Source organism: Acinetobacter sp. WCHAc060025 (genome assembly GCF_004209355.1).
GTDB classification, from domain to species: domain Bacteria; phylum Pseudomonadota; class Gammaproteobacteria; order Pseudomonadales; family Moraxellaceae; genus Acinetobacter; species Acinetobacter wuhouensis.
Genome location: NZ_SGSX01000006.1, coordinates 150483 through 175213 on the forward strand (window position 1 = coordinate 150483; position 24731 = coordinate 175213).

At 36.0% G+C, this 24731-nt stretch carries 26 protein-coding genes; 12 read left to right on the top strand and 14 right to left on the bottom strand.

Going from position 1 to position 24731, the window contains the following annotated elements:
• The first annotated feature begins 68 nt into the window (after window positions 1-68).
• The gene (locus EXE09_RS06940; RefSeq protein WP_130116791.1) at window positions 69-1124 is read left to right on the top strand and encodes a 3-deoxy-7-phosphoheptulonate synthase; all 1056 of its coding nucleotides are present in this window, start codon (window positions 69-71) and stop codon (window positions 1122-1124) included.
• 72 nt (window positions 1125-1196) lie between these two features.
• Here EXE09_RS06940 and gcvH read toward each other — a convergent pair whose 3' ends face one another.
• The 8 genes from gcvH to EXE09_RS06980 all read right to left on the bottom strand — a co-directional run bounded on the left by gcvH (window position 1197) and on the right by EXE09_RS06980 (window position 8790).
• A complete protein-coding gene (gcvH, locus tag EXE09_RS06945) occupies window positions 1197-1571 on the bottom strand; it encodes a glycine cleavage system protein GcvH (protein ID WP_130113701.1) in 375 nt (124 codons plus the stop codon).
• Window positions 1572-1716: 145 nt separating this feature from the next.
• Entirely contained in the window at window positions 1717-2748 is a 1032-nt protein-coding gene (locus EXE09_RS06950; RefSeq protein ID WP_087551931.1) for an AraC family transcriptional regulator, read from the bottom strand.
• Between the two features lie 95 nt (window positions 2749-2843).
• Window positions 2844-3293 carry a MaoC family dehydratase gene (locus tag EXE09_RS06955; protein ID WP_068975917.1) on the bottom strand — a complete coding sequence of 150 codons (450 nt, stop codon included), beginning with the start codon at window positions 3291-3293 and terminating at the stop codon, window positions 2844-2846.
• A 275-nt stretch (window positions 3294-3568) separates the two neighbouring features.
• On the bottom strand, window positions 3569-4054 hold the full coding sequence (locus tag EXE09_RS06960) for a GNAT family N-acetyltransferase (protein ID WP_130116792.1): 486 nt from the start codon (window positions 4052-4054) through the stop codon (window positions 3569-3571).
• A 135-nt stretch (window positions 4055-4189) separates the two neighbouring features.
• Window positions 4190-5389 carry an acyl-CoA dehydrogenase family protein gene (locus EXE09_RS06965; RefSeq protein ID WP_130116793.1) on the bottom strand — a complete coding sequence of 400 codons (1200 nt, stop codon included), beginning with the start codon at window positions 5387-5389 and terminating at the stop codon, window positions 4190-4192.
• Between the two features lie 31 nt (window positions 5390-5420).
• Window positions 5421-6707 (bottom strand): acyl-CoA dehydrogenase family protein, encoded by a 1287-nt coding sequence (locus EXE09_RS06970; RefSeq protein WP_171478619.1) that lies wholly within the window; start codon window positions 6705-6707, stop codon window positions 5421-5423.
• 244 nt (window positions 6708-6951) lie between these two features.
• Window positions 6952-8325, bottom strand: coding sequence for an ABC1 kinase family protein (locus EXE09_RS06975; RefSeq protein WP_130116795.1), 1374 nt, complete (start codon window positions 8323-8325; stop codon window positions 6952-6954).
• Between the two features lie 159 nt (window positions 8326-8484).
• Window positions 8485-8790, bottom strand: coding sequence for a hypothetical protein (locus tag EXE09_RS06980; RefSeq protein WP_130116796.1), 306 nt, complete (start codon window positions 8788-8790; stop codon window positions 8485-8487).
• A gap of 164 nt (window positions 8791-8954) precedes the next feature.
• On the opposite strand from EXE09_RS06980, the gene EXE09_RS06985 reads away from it, so the two are divergent.
• The 5 genes from EXE09_RS06985 to aroC all read left to right on the top strand — a co-directional run bounded on the left by EXE09_RS06985 (window position 8955) and on the right by aroC (window position 12743).
• Window positions 8955-9338, top strand: a complete 384-nt coding sequence (locus EXE09_RS06985) for a hypothetical protein (protein WP_130113708.1) — start codon at window positions 8955-8957, stop codon at window positions 9336-9338.
• A 252-nt stretch (window positions 9339-9590) separates the two neighbouring features.
• Window positions 9591-9734: a DUF4124 domain-containing protein gene (locus EXE09_RS19170; RefSeq protein ID WP_416332362.1), complete on the top strand. Its 144-nt coding sequence runs from the start codon at window positions 9591-9593 to the stop codon at window positions 9732-9734.
• 396 nt (window positions 9735-10130) lie between these two features.
• Window positions 10131-10514 carry a lysozyme inhibitor LprI family protein gene (locus EXE09_RS06995; protein WP_130113709.1) on the top strand — a complete coding sequence of 128 codons (384 nt, stop codon included), beginning with the start codon at window positions 10131-10133 and terminating at the stop codon, window positions 10512-10514.
• A 111-nt stretch (window positions 10515-10625) separates the two neighbouring features.
• On the top strand, window positions 10626-11636 hold the full coding sequence (gene prmB / locus EXE09_RS07000) for a 50S ribosomal protein L3 N(5)-glutamine methyltransferase (protein ID WP_068975925.1): 1011 nt from the start codon (window positions 10626-10628) through the stop codon (window positions 11634-11636).
• Between the two features lie 12 nt (window positions 11637-11648).
• Entirely contained in the window at window positions 11649-12743 is a 1095-nt protein-coding gene (aroC, locus tag EXE09_RS07005; protein WP_068975926.1) for a chorismate synthase, read from the top strand.
• Window positions 12744-12811: 68 nt separating this feature from the next.
• On the opposite strand, the gene EXE09_RS07010 is transcribed toward aroC, so the two are convergent.
• The gene (locus EXE09_RS07010) at window positions 12812-13288 is read right to left on the bottom strand and encodes a hypothetical protein (RefSeq protein WP_130116797.1); all 477 of its coding nucleotides are present in this window, start codon (window positions 13286-13288) and stop codon (window positions 12812-12814) included.
• 143 nt (window positions 13289-13431) lie between these two features.
• On the bottom strand, window positions 13432-13905 hold the full coding sequence (locus EXE09_RS07015) for a CinA family protein (protein WP_130116798.1): 474 nt from the start codon (window positions 13903-13905) through the stop codon (window positions 13432-13434).
• Window positions 13906-14433: 528 nt separating this feature from the next.
• Here EXE09_RS07015 and EXE09_RS07020 point away from each other — a divergent pair.
• A complete protein-coding gene (locus tag EXE09_RS07020) occupies window positions 14434-14667 on the top strand; it encodes a hypothetical protein (RefSeq protein ID WP_068975929.1) in 234 nt (77 codons plus the stop codon).
• A 53-nt stretch (window positions 14668-14720) separates the two neighbouring features.
• Here the strand turns inward: EXE09_RS07020 and EXE09_RS07025 are convergent, their stop codons facing one another.
• Both EXE09_RS07025 and EXE09_RS07030 read right to left on the bottom strand, forming a co-directional pair.
• Window positions 14721-15164 carry a universal stress protein gene (locus EXE09_RS07025; RefSeq protein WP_130116799.1) on the bottom strand — a complete coding sequence of 148 codons (444 nt, stop codon included), beginning with the start codon at window positions 15162-15164 and terminating at the stop codon, window positions 14721-14723.
• 32 nt (window positions 15165-15196) lie between these two features.
• A complete protein-coding gene (locus EXE09_RS07030; RefSeq protein ID WP_068975931.1) occupies window positions 15197-15661 on the bottom strand; it encodes a universal stress protein in 465 nt (154 codons plus the stop codon).
• Between the two features lie 361 nt (window positions 15662-16022).
• On the opposite strand from EXE09_RS07030, the gene EXE09_RS07035 reads away from it, so the two are divergent.
• The 4 genes from EXE09_RS07035 (at window position 16023) to EXE09_RS07050 (ending at window position 19339) form a co-directional block, all read left to right on the top strand.
• Window positions 16023-16469 carry an urease accessory protein UreE gene (locus tag EXE09_RS07035; protein ID WP_228257178.1) on the top strand — a complete coding sequence of 149 codons (447 nt, stop codon included), beginning with the start codon at window positions 16023-16025 and terminating at the stop codon, window positions 16467-16469.
• A gap of 107 nt (window positions 16470-16576) precedes the next feature.
• On the top strand, window positions 16577-17191 hold the full coding sequence (locus EXE09_RS07040; RefSeq protein WP_130116800.1) for a lysozyme: 615 nt from the start codon (window positions 16577-16579) through the stop codon (window positions 17189-17191).
• Window positions 17192-17246: 55 nt separating this feature from the next.
• The gene (locus EXE09_RS19035) at window positions 17247-18347 is read left to right on the top strand and encodes a hypothetical protein (protein ID WP_228257179.1); all 1101 of its coding nucleotides are present in this window, start codon (window positions 17247-17249) and stop codon (window positions 18345-18347) included.
• 104 nt (window positions 18348-18451) lie between these two features.
• Window positions 18452-19339: a DMT family transporter gene (locus tag EXE09_RS07050; RefSeq protein ID WP_130113714.1), complete on the top strand. Its 888-nt coding sequence runs from the start codon at window positions 18452-18454 to the stop codon at window positions 19337-19339.
• A gap of 41 nt (window positions 19340-19380) precedes the next feature.
• Here EXE09_RS07050 and yddG read toward each other — a convergent pair whose 3' ends face one another.
• On the bottom strand, window positions 19381-20304 hold the full coding sequence (gene yddG, locus EXE09_RS07055) for an aromatic amino acid DMT transporter YddG (RefSeq protein WP_130116820.1): 924 nt from the start codon (window positions 20302-20304) through the stop codon (window positions 19381-19383).
• A 365-nt stretch (window positions 20305-20669) separates the two neighbouring features.
• On the opposite strand from yddG, the gene EXE09_RS07060 reads away from it, so the two are divergent.
• Window positions 20670-22868: an OsmC domain/YcaO domain-containing protein gene (locus EXE09_RS07060; protein WP_130116801.1), complete on the top strand. Its 2199-nt coding sequence runs from the start codon at window positions 20670-20672 to the stop codon at window positions 22866-22868.
• A 107-nt stretch (window positions 22869-22975) separates the two neighbouring features.
• Here EXE09_RS07060 and EXE09_RS07065 read toward each other — a convergent pair whose 3' ends face one another.
• Window positions 22976-24451 (bottom strand): coniferyl aldehyde dehydrogenase, encoded by a 1476-nt coding sequence (locus EXE09_RS07065; protein ID WP_130116802.1) that lies wholly within the window; start codon window positions 24449-24451, stop codon window positions 22976-22978.
• Between the last annotated feature and the right edge of the window lie 280 nt (window positions 24452-24731).

The following is a 24731-nucleotide window of genomic DNA, read 5'->3' on the forward strand; positions in this document are numbered from 1 at the left end:
GCCATTCGAAACGATCACAGACGCTCAAATAAAAGTTCGGACTGAATAAGAGTCCAAAGGAATACATCATGAATGCTTTAAATATTGCTTTACAACAAAATCAAACGACAGAAACTGAACTTAGTTTGCCTGCACAATTAAAAGAAAAATTTCCATTAGAACAATACAATGCATTGCAAATTGCAGAACAACGCCAAACGATCCAAAATATTTTAAATGGTACGGATTGTCGTTTAATGGTCATCACAGGACCATGTTCAATCCATGATGAAAAATCAGCACTCGAATACGCTTTAAAACTCAAAAAACTTCAAGAAAAAGTTTCAGACCAGATTTATATTGTGATGCGCGCTTATATAGAAAAACCACGTACGACAGTGGGTTGGAAAGGCTTTTTATATGACCCTCATTTAGATGGTTCTGCTGATATGCAACTCGGATTAGAAAAATCACGTCAGCTATATCTCGATATTATTGAAATGGGCTTGCCAATTGCAAGTGAGATTTTAAGCCCGATGGCAACAGGTTACTTTGATGATGTATTGGCTTGGGGCGCGATTGGCGCACGTACCAGTGAATCACAAATCCATCGTGAAATTTCAAGCCATATGCCATACAGTATTGGCTTCAAGAATGGTACAGATGGTTCAATTCAAATTGCTTTAGATGCAATTCAATCGGCAAGCCATCCGCATCAATTTTTAGGCATGAGCCAAAAAGGCACGCCAAGCATATTACAGAGTCTGGGTAATCCATTGGCGCACATCATCCTACGTGGTTCAAATACGGGAACAAATTATGATGCGGTGTCGATCCAACATATTCGCAATAAACATCAAGGAAAGTTACCAGCTTTGGTGATTGATTGTAGTCATGGCAATAGCCATAAAGACCCACTCAAACAACCTTTAGTACTACAACAAATTATTCAAGAACGTCATTTAACTCAAGTCCGAGGTGTGATGTTAGAAAGTCATTTGGTCGATGGCAATCAAAAGATTTCTTGTGATATGACTTATGGTCAGTCTGTGACTGATGGTTGTCTGGGTTGGGATAATACTGAAAAATTATTGTTAGATATCGCAGAGCAATTATCTGCGAAATTTTTGTTGGAAACAGCTTAATAATTGAAAATAGGAACAAAAAAGATCAGAATAATTCTGATCTTTTTTATGCATTAACGAATAATGTGATGATTAAAGACCTGCTTCGTATTCACTATTGCTCAATAACTTTTCAACATCCGCAATATTGTTAGGTTTGATTTTATAAATCCAACCCTTGCCATATGGGTCATCATTGACAAAATCTGGGTCATCTTCAAGTGCAGTATTCACTTCAACCACTTCACCAGATACAGGTGCATGAATATCAGATGCTGTTTTTACAGACTCAACCACACCTGCTTGTGCGCCTGCAACAACTTGGCTACCAACTTCTGGTGCTTCAACATAAACTAAATCACCTAAAGCATCTTGAGCATGATCAGAAATGCCAGTAATCACCAGATCACCTTCAATTTTTACCCACTCATGTGTACTTGCATACTTCAAATCTGAAGGATGATTCATAATGACTCCTCAATTAATCCATTTATTTTTGTTAAGCGTTATACAGGTTTTTACATTAAAACAAAAGGCAAAGATATTGATAATCTTATTCATAGAATCCAATAAGATCCTCGAATCAGGAAAAGATTCTCTATGATTTGCCCCCTTATAAATAAGGATCTTTGCGCCAACTACTTGGGCTACGACCACTCCAACGTTTAAATGCACGACTGAAATTAGCAACATCGCTATAACCAAGCTCATCTGCGATCTGTTCAAGGGTGTAATCCGTTCGAGAAAGCAGGGAGGTTGCATGTCGATAACGTACCTCATCGACAAGGGTTGAGAACGATGTACCTTCCGCAGCCAATTGACGTTTCAAAGTTCGATCCGACATGTGTAAACGATCAGCAACATTTTCAATACTCAAATAATGCTGTTCAGAATGGGTCAAAATATCGCGTACGCGCATTGCTAAACGACGACGTTCACCTAAGGCTGAGAGTTCGGCCTCACATTGGTTAATGGCAATTTGACTGGCAATAGGGTCAGCATTCACCATTGTTAAACCTAAATAAGATTTATCAAAACTGGCAATCAAGTGCGGCTGTTCAAAACGCATATTATATTGCGGCGAAAGCTTTTCGATATATTTGTCAAAGCCTTCTGGCTTCGGAAAATCGAAGTCAATATCGCCTTTTAAATCATCAATACCAGTGAGCGCCTTTGCCATGGTCATGATACCAAAGGTCAGCCCCATCACAATTTCCGTGCGTAAAGGTTCTATTTCAATATCACATTGTAGTTGTAAAGTTGCTTTTTCACCAAAAGTTGAGAAATACAATTGTAAAAAGGGCATGCGTAACTGAATAAAACGATTTGCCAAAACCAAAGCATCAGTAATGTCATTGGCAGTCATAATTGCATAGCCGATGAAACCATGAATCGAAATACGCATTTGAGTCCCTAAATGGAAACCAAGCGTACTTTCACCTGTCAGTTTTAATGCATGTTTGACCAACTCATTGGCAATAGGCGTGGGTATACGACATTCAGGCTCTGCAAGTTGTTCGCTGGTAAAATTAAACGGAGCGAAAAGGCTCTCTGCACTATAGCCCCAACGAGAGACGATATCTAATAATAAAAGTCCATATACACCAGGAATTCCCTGATCTTGGCGAGCTGAGACTGTTTTCATGTGCTTTCCATTGCGCTCAAGATTGTTTCTATTTCTTTAATCATATTGTCATGAAATATGGAAAAAACCTTAAATATTGTAAGACAAATTAAGGATTAATGTGCATCAAAATTACGTTTAAAAACCACAATTTTAGTGGTAGAAATAAGCAATACATCATCAAATTGATTTTTCGCTTGAGTGACATACGCGACAATAGCACGATCGTTTTTTGTTCTCGATGGCGTGATTGAAACAATTTCAACATCGACATGAATTTTATCGCCAACACGTGTGGGTTTTGGCCATCTTAAACTTGATTCAGAGCCTATTAAACCATAAGCGACAGGGAAGCATTCTGTCCAAAGACGCATCGTCACAGCAGATGTATGCCAACCACTAGCAGCTAAACCTTGGAAAATAGGGTGGTCTTTGGCTTTTTCAGGATCTGTATGAAAAACTTGTGGGTCGTATTTACCAGCAAACTCTAAAACTTCTTCTAAAGTCATTTCATATTCACGGCTTTGAAAATGATCACCAACATTTAAATCTTCTAAATACAACATCTTTTATACATTCCCTTTTACATACAATATCTAAACATGATGACTTTGTAAGCATGAAACAAATGATCTGAATATTTTAGATCGTCGTTATGCAATTTCAATGACTGTATTGCCACCATATACATTATTTTTTTAAGTGAATCATTATCCAAGTATTGGACAATATCATTCCACAAAGCTTTTAAACACGTCGCATTTTGAAAATTCTTGAATCTAATGAAAATACGACCAAAGTTCATTTTGGAAAATATGACGGATATTTTCAAATGTGCGGATTAAAGTGTTTTAAGCATCCAAATTTCACATGCATGGCTATGACCTGTATCACCTTTAGGTTGAGCCAAATGCTCAAAACCCAGTTTTTCATAGAGTTTGACCGCTTGCCAAAGGTCTTTGGTGGTTTCTAAATAACAAGCGCTAAAACCATTTTGCTTTGCAAATTCAAAAGCATTTTCTAGAATTTTTTTAGCAAAGCCTAAACCACGTAGTTCTGATAAGAAATACATTTTCTGAATTTCAACAATTGAAGTATCACCTTTGAGTGGAGATAAGCCACTACCACCGACAATACGACCTTTATGATCTTCAATTACCCAGTATTGTGCATTTTCTTGAGAATAAACTTGATAGAGATCATCCAAAATTGGATCTGCCACGGCAAAGCCAGACTCTGGTGCGAGCCCAAATTCTTGAGAAACCTTACGAATGACTTGTGCAATTGCTGCATTGTCTTGCTGTTGTATGGGGCGAATTGAATACATAAATAATGAAAATAAAAAAGCGATGAATTTTTATATCAAAAAACTCATCGCTTGTGTTGTGCTTAAAATTTAACTGCTTAAAATTTTATCAATATAAAGCATTTACTGGTCTTATATTGAAAATCGAGTTAAATCTTATTTCAATTCACTAGACGATTTACCCAGTTCACGGCGTGCAATAATCAGTTGTTGAATCTGTTGTGTACCTTCAAAAATATCGAGAATTTTTGAATCACGTGCCCATTTTTCTAACAATTCTTCTTCGTTATAACCAACACTTGCCGCCAGTTCGACACATTTTAGGGTGATTTCATTACAAATACGACCCGCTTTGGCTTTGGCGATCGAAGCTTCACGCGAGTTTGGCTTTTTATTGTCAGCCATCCATGTTGCTTTAATCGTCAATAAACGCGCTGCTTCCCATTCAGCTTCCATACGGTAAATCTGTGCGGCTAAATTTGAAGTTTGTAAATAAGGCGTTGCATAGTTTGGGTCTAGCTGGTCTTTAAAAATTTCTTTGATACGTTCTAGCGATGCTTTGGCACATCCGACAGCCATTGCAGCGACCAGTGGACGAGTATTGTCAAAAGTTTCCATCACACCTGCGAAACCTTTTGCGACATCAATTTCCTCATTTCCAAGTAAGTTTGCAGCAGGTACACGGCAATCAATAAAACTGATTGCAGCAGTATCAGAAGCTTTGATACCGAGTTTATGTTCAAGGCGCTCAACTTTCATGCCAGCTGTACCTTTAGGTACAACAAAAGACTTAATTGCAGCACGACCAAGTTTTTTGTCTAAAGTTGCCCAAACCACAACAGAGTCAGCACGTTCACCCGAGGTGACGAAAATTTTCTCACCATTGAGAATATAGTCATCCCCATCTTTTGTTGCTGTAGTACGAATCGCAGCTGAATCCGAACCACAACCTGGTTCAGTGATCGCCATTGCAGCCCAAGTGCCTTTAAAGCGTTCTAGTTGTTCGTCATTGGCAACAGCAGCAATTGCAGAGTTTCCTAAACCTTGGCGTGGCATAGAAAGTAGTAAGCCAGTGTCGCCATAACACATTTCAATGATGCCCAAAGCTGTGGACATATTGGTACCATTTTTATTGCTGGCATCTTTATCGCCACGTTTATTAATCGCAGCGCCTGCATTCAAACCATCACCACCATCATTCATACCATCAAGCAATGAAGCAAGCATGTCCAATTCTTTTGGATAGGCATGTTCCGCCTTGTCGTATTTACGTGAAATCGGGCGTAGTACATTCAGTGCAGTTTCATGCGCTTGATCTACAAGCATTTTTAATTTTTTCGGATTTTGTAAATTCATGATCTATATCCTGTAATCTTTATATTTTTAATTAAGCATGTAAGCCCGAATGTAATACAGCTGTTGCACGTAAGTCACGATACCAACGTTCAGCAGGGTGTTCTTTGGTAAAGCCGTGTCCACCCAAGATTTGTACGCCATCTGTACCAATTTTCATTGATTTTTCAGCACAAAGCAGACGTGCTAAATACGCTTCACGATGGAATGGTAAGCCTGATTCTGCAAGACTTGCAGCATTTAAAATCAACATACGCATCGCATCAATTTCGATTGCCATATCAGCGATCATGAAGGCAACACTTTGACGATGTGAAATAGGCTCACCAAATGCTGTACGTTCATTGGCATATTTGATGCTGTATTCTTTCACTGCTTCAGCAGTACCGACTGCCATTGCACACCACATCAAATTTCCTAAATCAAGGAAATAGCTATAGTTAAAGTCTTCATCACCTAAGCGTTGAGCAGGGGTATTTTCAAATTTTAAGGTCACTGTTTCAGTGGCTTTAAGCCCCATCGCTGGAGATTTTTTAACAGTAATAGTATGGTCACGATTCACCACAAAAACATCAGGCTTGCCGTTGAAGTCAGCACTAACAAGGAACAGATCCGCAGTTTCTCCTAATAATACTAAAGTTTTTTCACCTGAAATGCTGAAAGCACCATTAGATGAAGTTGCTTTAGTTTTCAATAACATTGGATTAAATGCAGGCGTTGCTTCTTGTACTGCAAAAGTTGCTTGAATTTCTGCATCATTGGCAAAGGCGGGCAAATAAGTTGCTTGTACTGTTTCCGAACCCCATTGTGTAAGTGCATTGATCACGCTAAATGTTGAAAGCAAACCTGCAGCTAAAGAAAAATCACCTTTGGCTAAACGCTCAGCGATCAGAATATTACTGACAATATTTTTTTCAGATGCAACACCACCCAAAGCTTCTGGTAGGGCATAGTAATTAAGCCCTAGATCAATACTATGTTGCCAAAGTTCTGCAGGAAACTTTTCATCATGATCTGCTTGATGCGCCAATGGATAAAGTACTTCAGCAGCAAACTGATCCATGGCATCTACAGTCATTTGCTGTTCTTCAGTCAAACTCAGATCAAACAATGATTTTTGTTGGTTTGGTAAACGTTGTTTGGTGACATTTGAATCCGATTTAAACGCTTTTTGTGTTGCACTGAGCGTTTTGAAACCTACTTTTGAACCTTGATAAAGTGATTTTTCAATAAACTTACGTAGTTTGAATTGATCAAGTAAGTCACTTCCAGCAATTTTTGTAATTAGATTTAAGCCCAAGCCCTGAGCTTTGTTTACCATATTGGACATTCTACAGTACCTTGTTTTTGATGTTGGTATGGCAACATCCTGACATGCAAATATTGAAAAAACTATGTCAAAGCTGACAAAGTGATTGACCTTTGATGAGTGGTTGTTAATGTTTTAATTATGTATTTAACTATTTGTAATTCAATAATTATTTATATATAAAAATACCCAACAAATGTTGGGTATTGGTAAAGTTGACATTTTAATAAATTAAAGTCAGTCGTTATTTAAGTTTTTAAATAAATGGTGTAATCATTTTACGAACATTGGTTTTCGCTTCAATCACAGTCATAAAAGTATATGCACCAATAAATTTACGGCTAATAAACATAAATTCTTTTGGAGGAACACTGAAATAACGTGAAGCCATTGATTTAGAAGCGCGTTGCATCACTCGACTATGTAATTGGCTTTTTTTCCAATCATAGCGATTTTGTTCATCCATCACACCTGTCGGGAGATCGGGATTATTCAAAGGCGTACTAAAAGCTTCTGTTGCCAATAAAAATACTTTCGCCATATCAGGCTTAATACTCAGTGGCATGCCATCAAAAAACTCATAGCCTGACATCGAGTAAACCATCGCTTCAGCGTCATGGTTGTAGCCGGCTTTGATCAAATTGCAAGCAACAGTCAATAATTGATGATCAAACTGACGGATTGCACCGAAGTCTAACAAAATAATTTTATCTTGAATGTCGTCACCATTGCCTAAACGAACCAAGTAATTACCAAAGTTCGGGTCAGTTTGCATCTCACCCCATTCAAACAACTCACGAACAGCAATTTCAAGTGAGGCTTCTCCTAACTGATTACGACGTTCTTGAGGGAGAGACAGCATCACGGGGCTATTGATCGGCACGCCACGTTCGAAAGTCATACATAACACTTGGTCTGTACAATAGTCATCAATAATTTGTGGCACACCATAACGCGCATCGTTTTTTAATCTTTCAGCGAAACGACGGGTGGTTGCAGCTTCAACACGATAATTCACCTCACGATGCATCATTTCGCGGACTTCATCAAACCATTGGTCAAACTCACGTGTTTGCGGAACCATACGGGTGAGCTTAAGCATGTTTTTAAATAAACTCATATCTGAGTCAATCGCATCCGCGACACCAGGATATTGAACTTTTAAAACCAGTTCTAAACCATCTGACTTACGTGTCGCACGATGGACTTGAGCTAGTGAAGCTGTACCGATTGGTTCATGATCAATGGTTAAATCATCAAGTTTAGAACCCAACTGGCGTGTTAATTGCTCTTTAATCGCTGGCCAAGCTAGTGCAACTGTTTGATTATTTAATGTATTTAGAGCTTGAGTGATTTCTTCTGGTAAAAAATGCTCACCATAAAGTGCCATCATTTGACCAATTTTAACGATTGAGCCTTTCAGTTTTCCGATTTCTTGAACAAGATAATTGGCTTGTTCTTTCATCGCTTGTTTACGTTTTTTTTCTTTTTCCTCTTCACTTGAAAAGATTGAACTTGCACTTGAAGCTGCCCAGCGCGTACCTGCTAATAATGATGCTTTCGCAATGGATAAACGACGATCCATAGAAGAGGTTTTTAACTGTTTAAGCTTTTCGTTCTGATCAGACATGAAGATGAAATCCTTTATAAGCGATTCGAAAAGTGAAGGAACTGTAAAGAATATTACATGTTATGGTGCTATTTAAATAGCTCAATTCGCTGAATGGAATGGTAATTTTGTACTTTAAGTTTGAAAAGGTATAACAATCAACTGATCCGATTAGAAAAACTACATTCTAAATTGAATTTTGATCTCATGTTTTTGAATCAATAACTGCTTATTTGACTCAATATGGTTTTGGATCAATTCTTTAATACTTGGATCGGTGAAACCAAGGGCATAACCTTTTACAATGACAATGCTCGGTAAACTAAAGAAAAAATATTTTACATCATCAATACTTGGTGCTTCAAAAACACCTTGCTCAGATAGGATTGTTTGTAAATAACGCTTTTCACTTTGAACAGAAGCAGAAGATTCATCTTCCCACCAAGATTGGCGCATTGCCATAAGGTTGTTGTGTTTATAACTCATAAGATTTGAAACTACTTTAATGGAAAGTATCCAAAATTATATGGGAACAAAACTTTAAGAAATCAAGAGATAAGTTTAAAAATTGTATTTAAGTTCGTAAGTAAGATGATTTTTTGTTAGTCTTTTGCGTCATTTTTCATTTTAAAGACCTAAGGAATAGGGAAATGATGGCAAAATTTAAATATATACTGATCATAAGTTCTATTTTAACGACTCAGGTGAATGCTGATCGTTGTTTTCTTGGGCAGACTAAGGCAAATATTCAAAGTTGTGAAATAGATGAGGGCTTTGTCGCTGGTGCTCGACAAGTAAATTTACAATTCCAAGATAAAATCTATCAAATTCAATATGAAAGTTGCCAAAATGAATTGGATGATGGCGTTTGTTCAAAAGCCCATATTCAAATTAATCAGGGGGCAACATTGAATGCTAAAAGCTATTTAAGAGATGGAAATAGCCAAAAAATTATTTCTGATCAACAATGGGACTCAACTGTCTATGATTGTGTTAAAACGACCAATCAAAAAATTGATATTTGTTGGAAATAGGGAAGTATTTGAGAGCTAAGTTCGTTTTTCATATTGATATTTAATTGAATTTTGATCCTTTGTTTTTAAATCAATAACGACTTATGTGATTCAATCTGAGGTTCGAGTAATATTTTATTCGAATCTGTAAGCAGACTGTATAGGCTTTTAATTTTGATTAACTTGATCAATATTTCGCTTGATTTGTGCTAAAAATATACAATAATAATGAAACAATAAATCTAAAAATACAGGTGCTTCTTGAAATTTTTTTTGGGGCTATTCACGCTTCTATTATGTATGCAAAGTGCTATTGCTGACGTATATACCTGCACTTATAAAGGGCAAACAGTCTATCAAGGTAAACCTTGTCCAAACTCAGTAAAAACAAAGTTAAATGTTCCTCAGCAGGCTTAGGCTTTTTTAACTGATACTCAAAAATATAAACTTTGGAAAGCAGCGCGAGATCCTCAAATAGGAATGACTGGAGATCAAATTATCAAAGCTACATATTGGGGAGCCCCAAATCGTAAAAGCGCATATACCACTTCAAGAGGCAAGGATGAGCTTTGGTATTATACTGATTTAGGCTATATCACATTCAAAAATGGTAAAGTTACTTCAATTAGCGAAAATAGTGGCTCTGATTAGCACATTTGATCGAAATTTAGAGCCTGACTATCATTTGAATGTGTAAATAAATTGTAAAAGTGATGATCAATGAAGCCTATCAATTGAATTTTATTTGAAATCTTTTAAACTCAGAAAGATTGTTTTTAAATTAGAAGAATGATTTTTAATTGGGGAATTTTGATGCAAATGAAATATTGGGGAATCGCTCTCGCTTTACTATTACCAATACAAGCAAAAGCAATCGGCTATAGTTCAGATTATATTAGTTGTATGAATTCGGCAGGAAATAGTACAAGTTCTATTACCCGTTGTATGAAATCTGAATTTAATGATCAAGATGATCGTATGAAATCATTGTTTAAAAAGACCTTAGATTTATATACAAGTAAAGAAAAGAAACTACAAAAAAAATATCAAAAAACATGGCTTAAAATGCGTAGTGAACAATGTGGCAAAAGTCAAAAATCCGCATCTGATACTTATGCGATGAAATACTATAATTGTGCGTTAAAACAAACGGTAACCCGTGCAAATATGCTAGAGAAACTGACTTATCGTTTATGATGATGATTGTCTAAAAATGAATTGCATTTAAATTGTAGTAAATGCTTATAAATGTCACGCAAAACAAGGTATCATAAGGCGTTTTAAATTATGACCTTGGAGAAACCTTAAGTGGATCGACCGACTATTAGCCCTGAACATTTACAGGAAGCTGCTGAAAACCTTGTTACAATTCGCGATTTTATTCGATTTGGGGTGACAGCTTTACGTCAATACGATGCACATTTAGGTCAAGGTACAGAAGATTATTTTGCTGAAAGTTCAGCACTCGTTCTACAAACTATGTCTTTGGACTGGAATGCAGACAATGAAATTTTAGATGCTAAATTATTACCGAGTGAAAAAGCTGAATTTTTAAGCCTTTTAGAACGTCGAATTAATGAACGTGTTCCAACATCGTATTTATTAAACTTGGCTTATTTCTTTGGTAAGCCATTTTATGTCGATGAGCGCGTATTAATTCCACGTTCACCGATTGCGGAATTAATTGAAAATCGTTTTGCGCCTTATTGCTTAGATGAAAATGGTCAAGCACGTGAAGGCGTAAATAACCTACCTGAAAACCCAAATCCTAAAACACCACAACGTATTTTAGATATGTGCACAGGTTCTGGCTGTATTGCGATTGCTTTGGCTTATGCATTCCCAGACTCAGAAGTGGATGCGACAGATATTTCAAAAGAAGCTTTAGAAGTGGCTTCAATCAATACTGAACACCATGACAAACAATATCAAGTTGCGTTACTTGAGTCTGATTTGTTTGCTAAAATTCCTGCTGAAAATCAATATGATTTGATTGTTTCAAACCCACCGTATGTGGATGCAGAAGATATGGCGGATCTTCCAGATGAATTTCATCATGAGCCAGAGCTTGCACTTGCAGCAGGTCAAGATGGCTTGGATTTAGTGCGTAAAATGTTAGCGCAAGCACCTGATTACTTAACAGAAGATGGTTTGATCGTCATTGAAGTCGGTAATTCTGAATGGGCAATGAAACAAAACTTTAACACCATTGATTTTTATTGGTTGCAGTTCCAAAAAGGTGGTACCGGTATTTTTGCCCTCACTGCTGAACAATGTCGTACATTCCGTGATTTATTTATTCAGTCTATTCAAGCTTAAGGAGTCGTGAGCATGGCAGGTAATAGTATAGGACAACTCTTCCGTGTAACGACTTGTGGTGAATCTCACGGCGTAGGCTTAATGGCAATCGTTGATGGTGTACCACCAGGTCTTGAGCTTTGTGCTGAAGATTTGCAAAAAGATTTAGATCGTCGTAAACCTGGGACTTCAAAATTTGCTACACAACGTAAAGAACCTGATGAAGTTGAAATCATTTCAGGTGTTTTTGAAGGCAAAACTACAGGGACACCGATTGGTCTATTGATCCGTAATACAGACCAAAAATCAAAAGATTATGGCAATATTGCACAAACTTTCCGTCCAGGTCATGCAGATTATACCTATACGCAAAAGTATGGTTTCCGTGACTACCGTGGTGGCGGTCGCTCAAGCGCACGCGAAACTGCAATGCGTGTCGCTGCAGGCGCGATTGCTAAAAAATTCCTTGCTGAAAAATTTGGTATCGTGATTCGTGGTCATGTGACGCAAATCGGGACAGAAGTTGCTGAAAAGTTGGATTGGAATGAAGTTCCGAATAATCCATTCTTCTGTGGCGATGTGGATGCTGTGCCACGTTTTGAAGCTTTAGTGACTTCTCTACGTGAGCAAGGTACAAGCTGTGGCGCAAAACTCGAAATTCTTGCTGAAAAAGTACCAGTAGGTTGGGGCGAGCCAGTGTTTGACCGCCTAGATGCAGATATCGCCCATGCCATGATGGGAATCAATGCAGTAAAAGGCGTTGAAATCGGTGATGGTTTTGCAGTTGCAGGGCAGTTTGGGCATGAAACTCGTGACGAACTGAGTACTGATGGATTCCTTGCCAATCATGCCGGTGGTATTTTAGGCGGTATTTCAAGCGGTCAAACTATTCGTGTAGCGATTGCACTTAAGCCAACAGCAAGTATTACCACTCCTGGCAAAACTATCAATATTGATCGTGAAGATACCGATGTTTTAACCAAAGGTCGTCATGATCCGTGCGTAGGTGTTCGTGCGACGCCGATTGCTGAAGCAATGTTGGCAATTGTATTAATGGATCACTTTATGCGCCATCGTGCGCAGAATGCTGATGTCGTTGCACCATTTGCACCGATTGAACCAAAGTAATTTGCTTTTAATAAAAAACCAGACACTGAGTCTGGTTTTTTATGCATTCTATTTTATTGAAATGCTCATTATTGAGCACCAGGAACTTGACCTGTATAACCTTTCAAGAAAGTTAAATAAGCAGACGATTTTTGACCATCAGCTTTTAAAATTGAACGCTCAACATCACCTTGATCAGTTACCAGTTTAAGTGAAATTTCTTTACCGCTACGGAAAGAATTTAAGAAGCTCACAGGAACTAAAATAGAATTCGATGAAACTTGATTTTCGAACTTAGATGAGTCTAAAGTTGAATAGGTATAGGCTTGGCCATCGACTAAGAAAACGAATTGTTTAATATCATATTTTGTTGGATTATTAATTTCAGCAGTAATTTTAAAACCATCACGCACCTCATCTTTCCAACGCATAGATAGTTCAGGGCAGACTTCATTTGCTTCACAAATTAATGGTCCTTTAGTCACAACACGTTCAGGATAAGAGCCTGCGCAACCGACCAAAGCTAGACAAGTCAGAGAAGAAATTAAAGCCAATTGAAGTTTCATAACGCTTCCTGTAATCATTAATGTTATTTACTTGTTTATAACGTGTTTTAAAATGTACCGTTTTTTTGTTAAAAAGTGAATGAGATATATCGACTTTGAGGTAGGAGATTTGTATATATTGATGATTTAAATCAAATAACTGCTTATTTATTTAAAATATTGATCATTTCTGAAGCAACATAAGTGGTCAATTGATTTAAACGAGAAAGAGAATCTCCATTCAATAAATATTTAAAGTTATTGAGCTTATTTTGATAATAGATTGAAATAAAAAAAGTTCCTTCAGGTTTTTCTATTGTAGCACTACCACCAGGCTTGAGTAGCCCAGTACAACTGATAACTAAATCCGCTTGGGTAAATAATTGTTTTCCTTGAATTGCCATGGCTTGAGTCACTTCAGTAGATTCAGCCGTATATTTTTCAATCAGTTGAGCATCTATTTTTAGGATTGATATTTTAATAGAAGGGTCGTAACTAACCAAACCACCCAGCAAAATATCAGCGCCACTTCTCTTATAAATTGAAAATTGGCTACTCAAATAGCCAGAACTGGCACTTTCAATAAAGGCTATTTTTAAGCCTAATTTTTCAAGCTGATCACAACACTGACGAATCATGATAAAACACTATTAAAATTCTAATATTCAACAAGTTATACTTTATTTATGCATAAAATAGAAGCATTTACTACGAAATGTTATTTTAACAAAATCATAAATCATCAGTTCAATGATCTTTATCAACGAACTGACAAAGTATTGTTAATTCAATCATATAAAGAGTATTCAATAGGGTTTAAAATCAATAAAAGTTATTTTAAAGCGATGTGTGTATTTAATTTTTAAAAAAAGATGAAACTTGAAATATTACTGTCATGTTCATTTGCCATAATCAAATCACAAAGAACAAATACTGATAAGAATAAAGCTCAAAAGTAACAATAATTGATAAAAGATAGCTTCAAAACAATAAAGAATTGAAAATAATAAAATTGACAATCAGCAAATCCACTCCAAAAGAGTGGATTTTCTTTTTCTAAGCTTAAATGAAGAATAACTAGGCGAATTTATGAATTTTTAACTGTGAAGCGTGCAAAAAAGTGATATAAATAAAAATAAAGTGCATATAAAAATGGAGTGCGAATCATGCAAACGACAGTAAAATATGTTGTTCTTAAAAGCAAAGAATATCAGCTTGGCACACCTTTATTTGAAGAAAGTATAGAAGCTGATGGAAATTATTTTGATCAAATTCCAAATGTGATTCATTACCAAAATCATGAATTTAAAGTCAAATCTAAAGAACTTACTCGAAAACAGATTTATGATGATTTTGAAGAGACGCAAACAATTTTAGTCAAAGTGATTGCAACACATTAATTTTGAATAAAAAAACCTCCTTAATGATAAGGAGGTTTTTTTATAGTTTTAACTTATTGTTTCACAATTAAAACTGGAATTTGAGTTTGTCCCAAGACATCTTGTGCAAAGCTACCGAGGAAGAATTTTTGGAAGCCTTTACGACCATGAGAACCCATCACAATTAAATCAGTTTTATGTGAATCAGCAGTTTGAGTAACAGTTTCAGCAGAAACAGCATTTCTAACCACTTGAGTTTCGATTTGAACACCAGCTTCTTCTGCTATTTTTTTCGCTTTTTCTAAAGCTTCTTCAGCGTTTTTAACTGCTTCTTTAATATATTCTTTTAACATGTCTGGAGAATAGTAAAAATCAGCAGCAGCAAAAGGATCATCTGCAACTACACTAATTGCAGTGACTTTACTACCCAGTGCTTTTGCAATTGAAGCAGCATGTTTTAGTGCAGAGAAAGAAATATCAGAGCCATCTACTGGAACAAGAATATTTTGATAAGACATGTGCATATACCTTTATATCATTTAAATAAAATTTAAGAATCTGTATGTTGAGCAGATTTAATAATCAATACAGGAAGAGGACTAATAGCCAGAACTTCCTGTGCAACACTTCCTAAGAAGAATTTTTTAAAGCCAGTGCGACCATGAGAACCCATGATGATGATGTCAGCACCTAATTCATCAGCTGCTTCAAGGATTCCTGTCGCAGGTGGAAGCTCACGAATAACTTTCGTTTCAACAGTGCTTACGCCATGATGAATAAGTGTTTCTTGAATATCTTTTAGACGTCCAAGTGCATTTTTCTCGGCTTCAAATAAGTATTGCGTCACTGCTGGTGCAACTTTATAGAAATCTACGCCTTTAAAAGGATCTACCGCTATTACACTCATCACAGTAATTTTACTGTTTAGAGCAAGAGCCAGTTTTTCTGCATGTTCAACTGCAGCGTAAGAAATAGGAGAGTCATCTACTGCGAGAAGGATATGTTGATAGGACATTTATATTCTCCTTTTATATCTCGTTATAATCCTATAGATAGCATATTGTAAGTTTTCTCGCAATTGAGAGTAGTTGTCATTTATTTGACTAAAAGTGTGTTATTTCAATATATTGTGAAATACACATAATTTTTTCATGGTTTTATTTTGTAAGTATTCTTTTTCCGTTGAGAAGCTTTAAATATTCATATTTTTTCTTAATGAAAAGACAACGCATACATACGTTTCACTAACATTAAAAATTACACTAAATGATAAAATTATCAAGAATTGGCATGATCTATGCTTTTTTATTTTAATCATCATTGATCACTGTGAATGATTTTGTCATTCCGTTTCAATTTTTTAAGAATAAAGTCGTGTGAAAGCATGGATAAAGATGAAAATATATAAAAAAATTAATAGCAAAACTAAAGCCTTGAATAAGATTAAAGAAATAATGCCTATCCATGGCATTCGTAGAAAGCACTATCTTTGTGCGGATTTAAATATCAAGCATAATCATGGTGCATTTTTTCAATATCTAGACGATTTATGTGCAAGTTCTTTTAAATTGGTTAGACGCATTGATAATTTATCTATAGAAGCTAAACCAAAGCAATTAATGAAAGTTTTGTCTAAAAATAATTTCGATCTTTTGAGAGCGGCTTATTACTTGGGACATCTAAATGTACCACTTATGTTCACACCCACAGCACTGTATTTTGAGCCTGATTATATTCTTGCGGAAAAGTTGATGCGCTTAGGGTTAATGATCAATGAAGAGGAGCAAATATTTGAACAGGATGTAGATATACCATTTGGCTAAATTTTAGGTCGCCATTCAAGAAACTAAAATACACTATCTTTATTGAATCATTCAGGATTCAATTTATTGCTATCAATATTCAACTTTGATCTGTTTGAGCAAGTACCATGAAATCATTTTGGTCTAAATTAATTTCGACTGTCGCAAATACGGTATTGCATGAATTACAGAATAAGAAAAATAAATCTAAACATTCAGATGATATAGCGCTAGCTATTGATCATAGTACAAATGAAGATATAGGCTTTGCGCAAGATTTAGAAACTCATCATTTCAAATATGTCAGCCCTAAAGGGATTGCGCTGATTTGTGGTTTTGAGGGTTTGGAACTACAAGCTTATGATGATGGTACTGGAGTTTGTACGATTGGTTATGGGACAACAATTTACCCAAATGGTAAAACGGTTCAATATGGTGATCTTTGTACAATTGAACAAGCTCAAAGCTTTATGCAACATGATCTTAAACGTTTTGAGCAGGCTGTTAGTACAGCAGTTAAAGTACCTTTAAATCAGCATCAATTTGATGCATTGGTTTCGCTGACTTATAACATTGGAATTGGTGCATTTCGGAATTCGACATTGTTAAAGTTATTAAATGCTTTGGATTATGTAGGGGCGAGTAATCAGTTTGATGTTTGGGTGAAAGCAGGTGGGCAGACTGTACAGGGATTGGTGAATCGCAGAGCTGTAGAAAAGGTGTATTTTTTGAAATATAATTAATGACTTAATATAAAATTTGCTAGTATGACTAAACAATATAATTTATGACTATATTATGGCACTAAATTCTTCAAAAACTTTTCAATTATTGGATTCGACTAAAAGTATTTTAATAAATTATCTAGATACAAAAACTGTTGAAGATGGTGCATATTTAAAAAGACTTTGTGATCAGATTCTAAAAATTGAAAGAATCATTTCATCTATTGATTTAGAAGATGTAAAAATAATAGCTGAAATACCTGTCTTTAACTTTGAGGTTGAAATAGATGAGCTTTATGCGAAAGCAAGTCCTAGAGAATTTGTTGAAAATGAAAATGAATTTCAAAAACTCCTAGAGTATGTTTATGCTATTCCGTATGGATATTTTCAGGAAATCAGACTAAGAAATGTGCATTTAGATAAGCAGTTAAAGGGATACTGTGATTTTGGGCTTTGGAATTTGCATAACTTCAAGTTTGCCCGTGACCTAATAAATTATTCGAATAATTTATTACCTTACGAAGTAATAAAAGAAAAATACCACCAATCAAATTTACAAAAAATTGAATTAATTCAAGACAAAGTCAGTGAATGTTTAATGACTATAAATACTTGGGAGACTAATTTTGATAGAAAAAAAGAGATAGTAGTTGAATTAGAAAAAAAATTAGAAGAAAACAAACTAACTTATGATTTCGTGTTATTAAGCAAAGGCTTTCAACAACTTTATGAAAAAAAACAAAGTGAATTAAAAGAAAGACGAGATGGCTATTCACAATTCGGAGCTATATTAGTCTGTATTCCATTCACTGTAATTGTTGCAGTAATTATCCTAATTTTAACTGGACATGAAACTAAACTGACTTCATTTTGGTATCTAGCTTTTCCTATTACAACTTTAATGTTAATTGTTTTCTATTTTACTAGAGTTGGTTTACAACATGTCAGGTCTGTTCAATCACAAATGATGCAACTTGAATTACGTATGGCGCTATGCCAATTTATTCATAACTATGCAAATGATTCAGAAGAATTACATAAGAAGAATAAAGAGGGGTTTGAAAAATTTGAAAATATCATTTTTTCTCCTATTGTTGCATCTGATGATAAAATTCCGACAACTTTTGATGGGATGGAACAGTTAGCAAAATTAATAGAAGTAGTAAGAAAATAAATTTTTAATTTTCAAGGCTAACATCCTAAAAATATTAAACATTGATTCGATTTGAGGAGTTACAAGGTGTATATTGAAGCACTTTAAAGTTACACCTTTCCATCATGACTTCAATCTGGATTTTGTTTACGCTTATGGCTGCATTTATGCAGGCTTGGCGAAATGCATTTCAAAAACAACTCAGTCAATCAGTTGATGTTTACGGCGTAACTTTAGCGCGATTTATATTTGGTTTTCCTTTCGCAATTTTATATATTTCATTGCTATATCATTTTCAACCCATTCAAACACAGGTTAAATTCACCACATATTTTTGGATTTATATTGTCATTGCAGGACTGAGCCAAATTGCTGCAACGGCACTAATGGTACAACTATTTAAACAAAAAAATTACGCGATTGGTGTCGGTCTAGCAAAAAGTGAAGCGATTTTTGCTGCAATTATCGCCACGACTTTATTAAGTGATCACCTCACAGCTTATGGATGGTTCGGTGTTGGTTTAGGTGGCTTAGCTGTATTTCTATTGAGTAAAGGCAAAAATAAAGAACCTATTTCACTCTCTACTTTAGCAATCGGAATGGGGAGTGGATTGTGTTTTGCCATTACATCATTATTGGTTCGTGAAGCGAGTTTAGAATTAACAAATTTGCCTTATATACATCGTGCTTCATGGGTACTTTTAAGTATTATTGGATTTCAATGCATTGGCATGTTGGTTTATTTGATCTTATTTAGCCGGAAAACATTAATAGCAATGTGGAATAAAATAGGGCTGACATTTAAAGTAAGTGTCTGTAGCTTCTTGGCTTCACTTGGATGGTTTACAGCCATGAGTATGCAATCCGTCGCAATTGTTAAAACTTTAGGGCAGATTGAAATACTATTCAGCTTACTCATTTCAATGTATTTCTTTAAAGAAAAACTTGCTAAAACAGAACACCTTGGCTTAGTTTTGGTTGTAATCGCAGCAATATTGGTGATTTGGGCTTAATCAAAATATAAATATTATTGCTAAATTCGTATTTTGAATAATTAAGCGCTTTTCAATATTTTGCTTTTAAGGAGTTGCCAATTGGTCGAAATCCAACAAACAAATGAACCCATTGTCACCAAAATGACGCCATACCAAAACTCAGTTGAGAGTGTAGTCTGTAGAATAAACATCGAAATAACAGTAGAAATGACTGGACTAAAATAAGACAACGTCACCAGTATGGTAATGTTTCCTTTGATAATTCCAATATTCCATGCAGCATAGCCAAGTGCAACAGCCAATGATACGATTGCCATATAAGTCAGAGTTATCAAATCAAAATCTGGTAGCGCATTTAGACTCAATTCGTGGCTAAGTAAATACTTCACCCAAAGCAATAATGAAATGGCAATAAAATAGAATGAGATCGGATTGTGTCCATCGCTATATTTTTTGGTGACAACACAATACAGCGCCCATAAGCTCGCACCTAGAAATGCCAAGATATAACTGATCGGATTGGCTTGAACATTGGAGAGAATATTTCCCCAACTCAGATCACCTTGCCCAGTTTGTATGACGATAATTCCACTTAAACTAATCATTAAACCGATAATAACGAAGATGTTGAATTTAATTTCTTTAAATAAAATCAACATGACAACTGTTAAACTTGGCCAAAGATAATTGACTAGACTGACTTCAATTGCTTGCTGTGCCGTCTGTGCAAGCGCAATCGCATACGAGAAGCATAATTCATAAACTACAAAAAGTAGTGTTGAAAAAATTAAATATTTCTTTGAAATAAGTTTTAAATCTGGAATTTTAAAAAAAACCAATAAAATGATGGTACTGAGTGTATACATCAGCATAACAGCAAGATCAGCACCAATACTGAAACTGATTTTTTTCAATAAGCCTACAATCGATGACCATTGCAAAATTGCACTGAAGCCGATCAATGTAGCAAGATTTTTTGACATCATACGAAGCGTATCTTTGCTCTAGGACAAGAGCAGTACTGACTTAGGGGGGCGAGATATTTCAGGCGTAATTATAGCTGAAATTGTGTTTCAAATAAGCATTTTATTCTATGAAAAAGAGCGAATGAAAATGAGAAATTCGATAAAAAATGGTTATATTTTGAAGTGAAAAATTTAAATATTCGACAAAGATTATCAATTCTACAGAATCATTCTATAATAGCGCCCATTATTACTAACGTCAGTTGATGCTAGTCTCTTTTTTAAGTCAATTCTTCTCTGTGATTCGACTTAGTTTAGTATTTCAGTTTTATATTTAAATTTTATGTGTCCATGACCACACATAGCAATTTTTAGGTGCCCACATGGAAATCAAGGTTAATTATCTCGACAATCTTCGTCAAGAAGCCAAGTTCGATGATTTTACCGTCATCGCCGATCAACCGATTCGTTATAAAGGCGATGGTTCTGCACCTGGTCCATTTGACTATTTTCTTGCATCTTCAGCTCTATGCGCTGCGTACTTTGTCAAAGTGTATTGTGCTGCACGTGATATTCCGACAGATAATATCCGTTTATCACAAAATAATATTGTTGATCCTGAAAACCGCTATAAACAAATTTTTAAAATTCAAGTTGAATTACCGTCTGATATTTCAGAAAAAGATCGTCAAGGCATTTTGCGTTCAATTGACCGTTGCACGGTTAAAAAAGTCATTCAAAATCAGCCTGAATTTGTGATTGAACAGGTTGAAAGCATTGATGCAGATGCACAAGCTTTGCTCATGCCTGATCTTGCAAAAGAAAATACGACTTATATTCCAGGTAAAGATCTGCCTTTAGAAGAAACCATTGCCAATATGTCTGGGATCTTGGCAGGTTTGGGTATGAAGATTGAAATTGCGTCATGGCGTAATATCGTGCCGAATGTTTGGTCTTTACATATTCGTGACGCACAATCGCCGATGTGTTTTACCAATGGTAAGGGCTCGACTAAAGAAAGTGCTTTAGCTTCAGCTCTGGGTGAGTTCATTGAGCGTTTAAACTGTAATTTCTTCTATAACGATCAGTTTTGGGGTGAAGAGATTGCCAATGCTGAATTTGTGCATTATCCCGATGAGAAATGGTTTAAGCCTGGTAAAAAAGGGGCTTTACCGAAAGAAATTTTAGATGAATATACTTTAGAAATTTATAACCCTGACAATGAGTTACTCGGTACGCATTTATACGATACCAACTCAGGCAATACTGAACGTGGTATTTGCTCATTACCATTTGTTCGTCAATCGGATGGTGAAACGGTTTATTTCCCTTCAAACTTGATTGAAAATTTATATCTTTCTAATGGTATGAGTGCAGGCAATACTTTGGCAGAAGCTCAAGTTCAGTGCCTATCTGAAATTTTTGAACGTGCTGTAAAACGTGAAATTTTAGAAGGTGAAATTGCGCTACCTGATGTGCCTGAGCATGTATTGGCCAAATACCCTAAAATTGTCGAAGGCATTAAAGGCTTAGAAGAGCAAGGCTTTCCTGTATTGGTCAAAGATGCATCATTGGGCGGTGAATTCCCTGTAATGTGTGTGACTTTGATGAATCCACGTACAGGTGGTGTATTTGCATCTTTTGGTGCACATCCAAAACTGGAAGTTGCACTTGAACGTAGTTTAACTGAGTTGTTACAAGGTCGTAGTTTTGAAGGTTTGAATGACTTACCAAAACCGACATTTAGTTCAAATGCGGTCACTGAACCGAATAACTATGTAGAACACTTTATTGATTCAAGTGGTGTGGTGTCTTGGCGTTTCTTTAGTTCAAAATCTGATTATGAATTTGTTGAGTGGGATTTCACTGGCAATGGTGATAATGAAGCTGAAGCAGCGACGCTATTCGGCATTTTGGAAGAAATGGGCAAAGAAGTGTATATGGCGGTGTATCAGCATTTAGGTGCAACTGCTTGTCGTATCATCGTGCCTGATTATTCTGAAATTTATTTAGTTGAAGATTTGATTTGGGACAATACCAATAAAGCTTTGTTATTCCGCGAAGATATTTTAAATATCCATCGTTTGGATGATGAACAATTAGAGGCATTGGTCGAACGTCTGGAAGAAGTTGAAGTCGATGATTACACCGATATCGTGACCTTGATCGGGATTGAATTTGATGACAATACCGTTTGGGGACAATTAACCATTCTTGAATTGAAATTGTTAATTTATATTGCATTACAGCAATTTGAAGAAGCTAAAGATTTGGTTGAGCAATTCTTGCAATACAATACCAATACGGTTGAACGTGGTTTGTTTTATCAATGTATGAATGTCATGCTTGAAGTTGAACTTGATGATGATATGGATTTGGATGATTATGAAATCAATTTCCGTCGTATGTTCGGTGATGAGCGTATGGATGCTGTGATTGGTTCATTGGAAGGTAGTATTCGTTTCTATGGTTTGACTGAAACCAGTATGAAGCTCGAAGGCTTAGACCGCCATTTACGTTTAATTGATAGCTATAAGAAATTACATCATGCAAGAGCCAAAGCTGTAGGTTTAGCTGGCTAAGATTTTGAATGAGCATTGTTCATTCAAATGCTCATCTTAGAAATAAAGAAACCTAATCAATTGATTAGGTTTCTTTATTTTAATAACGTACCGTTTCCAAGATCATGTCATTCTTTTAAATTCGGATCGCCTTTTTTAAGAAAATAACCAATCATCAATTTTTGAATCCAAGTGCCATACGGCGGATAGAACAGTTGCGTAGGGAAGAAACGATGACGTTTGAGTACGGTTTTCGCATGTGAAAGTTCTTTAAACCCTTCAATGCCGTGATAAGAGCCCATGCCTGAATTTCCAATGCCACCAAACGGCGCATCATGATTCACCACATGCCCCCCCCAATCATTGACAGTCACACCACCTGAATGGGTATTTTTTAAAATAAAATCTAATTCGCTTGAATCATGGCTAAAGCAATACAGTGCTAAAGGTCTTTCATGCGCTTTGATATATTGAATCGCATCATCCAGAGAATCATAGGCAATAATTGGTAAGACTGGCCCAAACAGCTCTTCTTGTAAGATTCGCATATCTGCGGTGCAATTCAGTACCATTTGAACAGGAACTCTACGTCCAGTTTGAGTTGAATCATATTCTGCACAACTGATGATTTGAGCACCTTTGTCTTTGGCATCAGCAAGAATAGATTGAATCCTTTGAAAATGGCGTTCATTGATGATCGAGGTATAATCAGTATTTTCCTGAATATTATCACCAAACATTGCCTGAAAATTGGCTTTACATGCACTGACAAATTCATCGACATGCTGTTTCGGCACTAAAGCATAGTCTGGTGATACACAAATTTGCCCTGCATTGGTCGTTTTACCATGAATAATTCGTTTCGCTGCCTCAGCGATTGGGTAATTTTGCGTAACAAGTGCAGGAGATTTGCCACCCAATTCCAAAGTTACAGGGGTGAGGTTTTCAGCTGCTGTACGCATCACAATATGTCCGACAGCGGGCGAACCTGTAAACACGATATGGTTAAACGGTAATGAGGTAAATTCCGATGGATTGCTAATTTCTTCGCCAAATACAGCTACTTCATTTTCATCAAAAATTTCAGCGAGCATCTTACGAACAACAGCATTGGTTTTTGGTGTAAATTCAGAAAGCTTCATCATCACACGATTACCCGCGGCTAATGCAGCGGCTAGAGGCCCTAGAGCCAAATAAACAGGGAAGTTCCATGGCACAATCACGCCAACAATCCCTTTGGGTTGATACTGAACTTGTAGACTATTGGTCATAAACAATAATTCAGTATGACGTTTACTTGGTTTCATCCAACGTTTGACATGGCTGATTGCATGCGATGTTTCTAAGAGTGAGCCCATCAGATCGGTGATTTTGGATTCATCAACAGAACGCATCCCAAAATCTTGATTAATCGCTATCGCAATAACATCTTGATATCGGATAATCTGCTGTTTGAGTTGCTTTAACTTATTTTGACGGTAGCTTGCATCTGGGTAGGGAAATGAATCAAATGCAATGCGTTGCTGATTAAATATCTGCTGTAAGTGATTGGATGAGATGCTATTTTCTTGACCATTCCCATGGTCTTGTAGAGGAAGTCCCATTCTGCTTAATCCCTTTGTTTGTTTTCTAAGTTGAGTTTGCTCTTCATTGATACTAATACTTTAGCGGTAGTGGAAGCAAATATATCGAAATAGGACGCTAACGCTCTAATATAAAAATAGATAGGGTTTGCGTTCTACAATCACAACATCAAAATTAAGATGTACTGGAGATTGAAATATAAACTGAATGCGATCATTTGGGCGGGATGTTAAAAGTATTTAAATGAGTACAAATTAGAGTCAACGGAATGAGCAAGAGAATACTTTGTCTATATCTCAA

Excerpts from the sequence above, each read along its gene's own strand:
- EXE09_RS06955 (WP_068975917.1), bottom strand. The coding sequence starts at position 3,293 with ATGTTGTATTTAGAAGATTTAAATGTTGGTGATCATTTTCAAAGCCGT.
- EXE09_RS06995 (WP_130113709.1), top strand. The coding sequence starts at position 10,131 with ATGCAAATGAAATATTGGGGAATCGCTCTCGCTTTACTATTACCAATA.
- EXE09_RS07010 (WP_130116797.1), bottom strand. The coding sequence starts at position 13,288 with ATGAAACTTCAATTGGCTTTAATTTCTTCTCTGACTTGTCTAGCTTTG.
- EXE09_RS06980 (WP_130116796.1), bottom strand. The coding sequence starts at position 8,790 with ATGAGTTATAAACACAACAACCTTATGGCAATGCGCCAATCTTGGTGG.
- EXE09_RS06950 (WP_087551931.1), bottom strand. The coding sequence starts at position 2,748 with ATGAAAACAGTCTCAGCTCGCCAAGATCAGGGAATTCCTGGTGTATAT.
- EXE09_RS07060 (WP_130116801.1), top strand. The coding sequence starts at position 20,670 with ATGGAAATCAAGGTTAATTATCTCGACAATCTTCGTCAAGAAGCCAAG.
- EXE09_RS07065 (WP_130116802.1), bottom strand. The coding sequence starts at position 24,451 with ATGGGACTTCCTCTACAAGACCATGGGAATGGTCAAGAAAATAGCATC.
- EXE09_RS07040 (WP_130116800.1), top strand. The coding sequence starts at position 16,577 with ATGAAATCATTTTGGTCTAAATTAATTTCGACTGTCGCAAATACGGTA.
- EXE09_RS06965 (WP_130116793.1), bottom strand. The coding sequence starts at position 5,389 with ATGAATTTACAAAATCCGAAAAAATTAAAAATGCTTGTAGATCAAGCG.
- EXE09_RS07015 (WP_130116798.1), bottom strand. The coding sequence starts at position 13,905 with ATGATTCGTCAGTGTTGTGATCAGCTTGAAAAATTAGGCTTAAAAATA.
- EXE09_RS07050 (WP_130113714.1), top strand. The coding sequence starts at position 18,452 with ATGACTTCAATCTGGATTTTGTTTACGCTTATGGCTGCATTTATGCAG.
- yddG (WP_130116820.1), bottom strand. The coding sequence starts at position 20,304 with ATGTCAAAAAATCTTGCTACATTGATCGGCTTCAGTGCAATTTTGCAA.
- EXE09_RS07025 (WP_130116799.1), bottom strand. The coding sequence starts at position 15,164 with ATGTCTTATCAAAATATTCTTGTTCCAGTAGATGGCTCTGATATTTCT.
- gcvH (WP_130113701.1), bottom strand. The coding sequence starts at position 1,571 with ATGAATCATCCTTCAGATTTGAAGTATGCAAGTACACATGAGTGGGTA.
- EXE09_RS06940 (WP_130116791.1), top strand. The coding sequence starts at position 69 with ATGAATGCTTTAAATATTGCTTTACAACAAAATCAAACGACAGAAACT.
- EXE09_RS06975 (WP_130116795.1), bottom strand. The coding sequence starts at position 8,325 with ATGTCTGATCAGAACGAAAAGCTTAAACAGTTAAAAACCTCTTCTATG.
- aroC (WP_068975926.1), top strand. The coding sequence starts at position 11,649 with ATGGCAGGTAATAGTATAGGACAACTCTTCCGTGTAACGACTTGTGGT.
- EXE09_RS06970 (WP_171478619.1), bottom strand. The coding sequence starts at position 6,707 with ATGGTAAACAAAGCTCAGGGCTTGGGCTTAAATCTAATTACAAAAATT.
- EXE09_RS19035 (WP_228257179.1), top strand. The coding sequence starts at position 17,247 with ATGGCACTAAATTCTTCAAAAACTTTTCAATTATTGGATTCGACTAAA.
- EXE09_RS06960 (WP_130116792.1), bottom strand. The coding sequence starts at position 4,054 with ATGTATTCAATTCGCCCCATACAACAGCAAGACAATGCAGCAATTGCA.
- EXE09_RS06985 (WP_130113708.1), top strand. The coding sequence starts at position 8,955 with ATGATGGCAAAATTTAAATATATACTGATCATAAGTTCTATTTTAACG.
- EXE09_RS07030 (WP_068975931.1), bottom strand. The coding sequence starts at position 15,661 with ATGTCCTATCAACATATCCTTCTCGCAGTAGATGACTCTCCTATTTCT.
- EXE09_RS07020 (WP_068975929.1), top strand. The coding sequence starts at position 14,434 with ATGCAAACGACAGTAAAATATGTTGTTCTTAAAAGCAAAGAATATCAG.